Origin of the sequence: uncultured Streptococcus sp., from assembly GCF_938036805.1 — a bacterium.
GTDB lineage: Bacteria > Bacillota > Bacilli > Lactobacillales > Streptococcaceae > Streptococcus.
Map to the genome: position 1 here is coordinate 1 of NZ_CALHWC010000046.1, position 4,564 is coordinate 4,564.

The window sequence follows — 4,564 nt, forward strand, 5'->3', positions numbered from 1 at the left end:
TATTTCTTAAGAGTTGCTACCCCAGAGTTGATCCACAAAAGAGTTGGGTCGTTTACTGGAACCAAGCTCACTGACGGTTCTACAGAGTGGCCTTTGCTTGCCCAGAAATCCAGCCACATTTGGCGAACTTGAGCACTTGACATTTGTTTCATTTTATTTTTCTCCTTAAATCTTTTTAATGTTTTTTATGATGAACTTTCCAGCATTTCCACATAGTCAATGGCGACGCAGAGGGAAATAACCAAATCTGAGTAAGCCTCATCATAGACACTCACCTGATAAGTGGAGGTCAGATGGAAAAGCTCCTTGGTAATCTCTGCCACAACTTGATCGCGATCATCTAGTAATTTAAAATTCAAATCCCAGATATTGCCCTCGATACGAAGGCCTAAATCATCAAACTCATACTTATCACGAAAGAAAGTCAGTTTCTTGCGAATATAAAAGCTTGTCCCATCACTGAGCTTGATTTCAAACCGAGGCAAAAATGTTAGAAAGATTTTGCTGATCTGACTAACTGTCTGTCCTTGGGCATCATAGATGGTAAAGGTCTTAGGAATTTGGAAAAAAGATCCCTCCACCTGATAGTTCACTACTCCTCGATCGTCCTTGATATCAAAGCGTTCGCCTCCTAGGCGAAATTTTTGTTTGACAAGATAGGTCTTCATCGCTTTACCTCCAGAGTCAAGATAAAAGACAAGTTCCTTGTATGAAGGGCGAAAAACCGCGGTACCACCTTCATTCAATGAACTTGTCATTCTCATTAGCTATTTAGTTTGAAACATGAGTAGCATGAATTTTCCTCTCACATGGCTCGCAGCACCGCCAATTCTCTGAGCTGAGATCTAGAAAATCAATTCTCAATAATTTTATTATACTGACTTCTTGGCTTTTCGTCAAGCTTATTCTGCTGCAGGAGCTGGGTTTTCTTCAGTATGAGCAGCTTCTGACTTGCTTTCTTCTGAGCTTGAAGCCTCAGATTTTGCTTCTTTTGAGCTAGAAGATTGTGATTTCTTTTCTTCTGAACTAGAAGACTGAGACTTGCTTTCTTCTTTAGACGATGAGCTAGAAGTATCTCCTTCTACATATTGGGCAAAGACATTTTGGAAAGCTGGATCCTTCACTTTCAGATTCGCTTCCTTCAATTCTTTAGAAATAACAGAACGAATAAAGCTTGCATCGTTTTGTTTTTGAGTCAGAATTCCCTCTTTTAGTTGCTTCTTGTAATCTGTCCATTTTGCAGATTTTTGAGTTTTCTTCACCAATTTAACAATGTAGTAGCTTGCTGAATAGTTCTGGTTACCTCGTACAGTGATTACATCAGAAACGCCATTTTCTTCCAAAGCAAAAGTAGCTTTTTTAACAGCATCCGCAACTGTTGTTGAGGTTGAATCAAATTTCACCTCGCCGCCCTTATCTTTGGTGTCCTTGTCGGTCGAGTTTTCCTTGGCCAACTGACCAAAGTCTGCTCCCTCAGCCTTAGCCTTTTCAAGCACTTCCTTAGCCTTTTCTTCACTATCTACCTTGATAATTTGAGCCGTTACTTCTGGGGTATACGTTTCAAAGAAAGCCTTGTAGTTGTCATCTGTCAGCTCTTTTTCAGCTGCTTTCTTAACAGCGTATTCGACCAATTTATTTGCACGGATCTGGTCTCTGTAGGCATCTTCTGTCATTCCGCTTTGAGCAAGAACATTTTGGAAAGCAGAACCATAAGCGGATTTCATTTTTTCAAAGGCTTCTTCAACCTCTTTATCCGTCACTTTTTTGCCATACTTTTCTTCAAAAACTTGCTTAATTACCATTTGAAGCAAGACTTGTTGAGAGGATCCATTATTTTTTACTTGATCGTAAAATTCACTTACTGTGATTGTTTCACCTTTCATTGTCACAATATCTTTATCTTTTGCTGTTTGTGAACATGCTGCTAAAGCCACTACAGAAAAAAGAGTTACTGCTCCTGTAAGGATTTTTTTCTTCATTATTTTACCTACTCTTTCAATAAATTCACTTTGTCTATTGTACCACAAATCCAACTTGATATCTTAATTTTTCCTAAAAATTTTTGGAATTTGAGAAAAAAGTGAAGGGATTATTTTTTTCTAATCATAAGCAGTCCATCTCCTAAGGGAAGCAAACTAGCAGTCAAATCTGGACTATCCAAAGTTGCGTCAAACAGGCTGTGCAAGCCACGGTAAATAGCCCGTTGACCACGCTTAATATCCTCAAAAGGCTTGGCAACATCTCCGCCTTGGAAGACATCATCAATCAGGACCAGGCCACCAGGATTAAGGCGCTTGAGGACTTGGGGCAGAAAGACCACATACTTGGACTTGGCAGAGTCCATAAAGACAAGGTCGTAGGAATCCTCCAGTGTCTCAAGCAAATCCACTGCATCGCCTTCCAGCAGGGTAATCTGCTGACGGCTGTCATACTTAGCAAAATTAGCCTTAGCAAGCTCAATCATCTCTGGATTGCGGTCAATAGTCGTAATCTGAGCCTGAGGCGCATGTTCCGCCATCAAAAGGGCTGAAAAACCAATAGCCGTCCCGATTTCTAAAATCTTCTCTGGCTGCAGGCTTTTGAGTAGCAGGCGGAAATAAGCCACTGTCTCATGGGGAATCACGGGTACATTTTCAGCTCTGGCAAAATCCTCCAGCTCCTTGAGTCCACCAGAAACTGGCTGGAGTCGCTGTCTCATAAAGTCTACGACTTCCTCTTTGACCACTGGCCGACGCATATTGGGATTAGAGTTTTGATTATAAGTCTCGACCATCTTATGCTAGTCCCAACTTTTCTACCAAGGCTTCGAATTCATCCAGACGACGCTCAAAGACAGCAAAAGCAGCATTTAGGTAGTCTTCTTTTTCCATATCCACACCTGCTTTTTTGATGACATTGAGTGGATAGTCAGAGTTCCCAGCCTTGAGATAATCCAGATACTTGTCCTTGTCTTCCTGACTGCCATGGACAATCTTTTCAGCCAAGGCAGAAGCCGCTGAAAATCCTGTTGAATATTGGAAAACATAGTAATCGTAGTAGAAATGCGGAATCCGAGCCCACTCATACTGAATCTGTGGATTATCTTCTTTTTTCAGTCCATAGTATTTCTCGTTCAAATCAGCGTAGAGATCATTGAGAAACTCGCTGGTCAAAACCTGACCTTCTTGGTCAGCCTTATGGATGGCATGCTCAAACTCAGCAAACTGGGTTTGACGGAAGACCGTACCTCTAAAGCCATCCAAGAAGTGATTGAGGATAGCAAAGCGGGTAGCATCATCTTCTACTTCTTCCAAGAGCTTCTCTGTCAGGATGTTTTCATTGGTCGTCGAAGCAATCTCAGCTAAGAAGATAGAGTAGTCTCCATAGACATAAGGCTGGGTCTCACGAGTATAACTGGAATGCATACTGTGGCCTGTCTCGTGCACCAAGGTAAAGAGATTATCCAGTGTGTCCTGCCAGTTGAGCAACATAAAGGCATTGGTATCATAAGAACCGCCTGAGTATGCTCCTGAGCGCTTGCCTTGATTTTCATGAACATCAATCCAGCGCTCTGAGAAAGCTGTCTTCACTCGGCTCAGATAATCCTCACCCAGAATAGCCAGAACTTCCTCAGACTTAGCCAAGGCTTCCTCATAAGTGAACTTGTAGTCTGTCTCTGACAAAGGTGTGTACATATCATACATCTTCAAATCAGAAATGCCTAAAATCTTCGCTCGTAAAGCGATATAACGCTGTAAGAGAGGCAAATGCTTATTGACAGCTGAAACTAAGCTATCATAGACACTTTCTGGAATAAAGTCAGATGACAAGGCCGCTTCACGGGCAGATGAGAACTTGCGGACTTTCGCATTGTAGTTGTGAACCTTGACATTGGTCTGCAAAGTCTTAGCATAGGTATGCTGGTACTGCTCGTAGACGCTGTAGAGAGCCTCGTAGGCTTCCTTACGGACCTGTCGGTTCTTAGACTCGACCAAAGTGATATAGTTACCGTGGCTGAGCTGAAGTTCATTTCCATCTTCGTCATGCACCATTGGAAAGACGATATCCGCATTATCCAAGATAGCAAAGGTTTCGCCCGCTGCCCCAAAGATTTCACCAGCACCAGCCAAAAGCTCCTCTTCACGCTGTGTCAGAATGTGAGCTTTCTTTTTCAAAAGCTTGTCAAAATAATGCTGATACAGCTGCAGGGCTGGCTGCTCAGCTAAGAAAGCTTGGTACTGCTCTTCTGTAATCGCCATAAATTCGGGCTCGTAGAAGGCAAAGCTTTGACCAAAATCGCTGTAAAGAGTCATGCCTTTAGCCTGATACTCCTGATACTTAGCCACACGTGTATCCTGGTCATTCTTCATGTGAGCATAAGAATAAAGCTTTTCAATGCGGCGCATCAAGTCCAGCTGAACTTCAGTCGTTGTTAAGAGACTGTCTGCTGAGTCCAGCAAATGCCCAGTCAGACTAGCTGCTTTCTTCACTTCTTCTGAAACCTGCGCCAACTCCGCTTCAAAGGCTTCATCTGTTGGGAAAATGGTGCTCAAATCCCAAGTATATTTTTCTTCAATTTCATTTC

General features: G+C 42.4%; 5 protein-coding genes. All 5 read right to left on the minus strand.

Features of this window, described 5'->3' with window-relative positions; all coding sequences use genetic code 11:
- Window positions 1-152, minus strand: a 152-nt coding sequence (locus Q0191_RS01880) for an alanine--tRNA ligase-related protein (protein WP_297663315.1), incomplete at its 3' end; no start/stop codon positions are given.
- 33 nt (window positions 153-185) lie between these two features.
- Window positions 186-764 (minus strand): LURP-one-related/scramblase family protein, encoded by a 579-nt coding sequence (locus Q0191_RS01885; protein WP_172456450.1) that lies wholly within the window; start codon window positions 762-764, stop codon window positions 186-188.
- A 138-nt stretch (window positions 765-902) separates the two neighbouring features.
- Window positions 903-1,979 carry a peptidylprolyl isomerase PrsA gene (gene prsA / locus Q0191_RS01890; protein ID WP_297663309.1) on the minus strand — a complete coding sequence of 359 codons (1,077 nt, stop codon included), beginning with the start codon at window positions 1,977-1,979 and terminating at the stop codon, window positions 903-905.
- Window positions 1,980-2,089: 110 nt separating this feature from the next.
- Window positions 2,090-2,773 (minus strand): O-methyltransferase, encoded by a 684-nt coding sequence (locus tag Q0191_RS01895; protein ID WP_297663311.1) that lies wholly within the window; start codon window positions 2,771-2,773, stop codon window positions 2,090-2,092.
- A 1-nt stretch (window position 2,774) separates the two neighbouring features.
- Window positions 2,775-4,564: oligoendopeptidase F (pepF, locus tag Q0191_RS01900; RefSeq protein WP_297663313.1), on the minus strand; the 1,790-nt coding region annotated here is incomplete at its 5' end.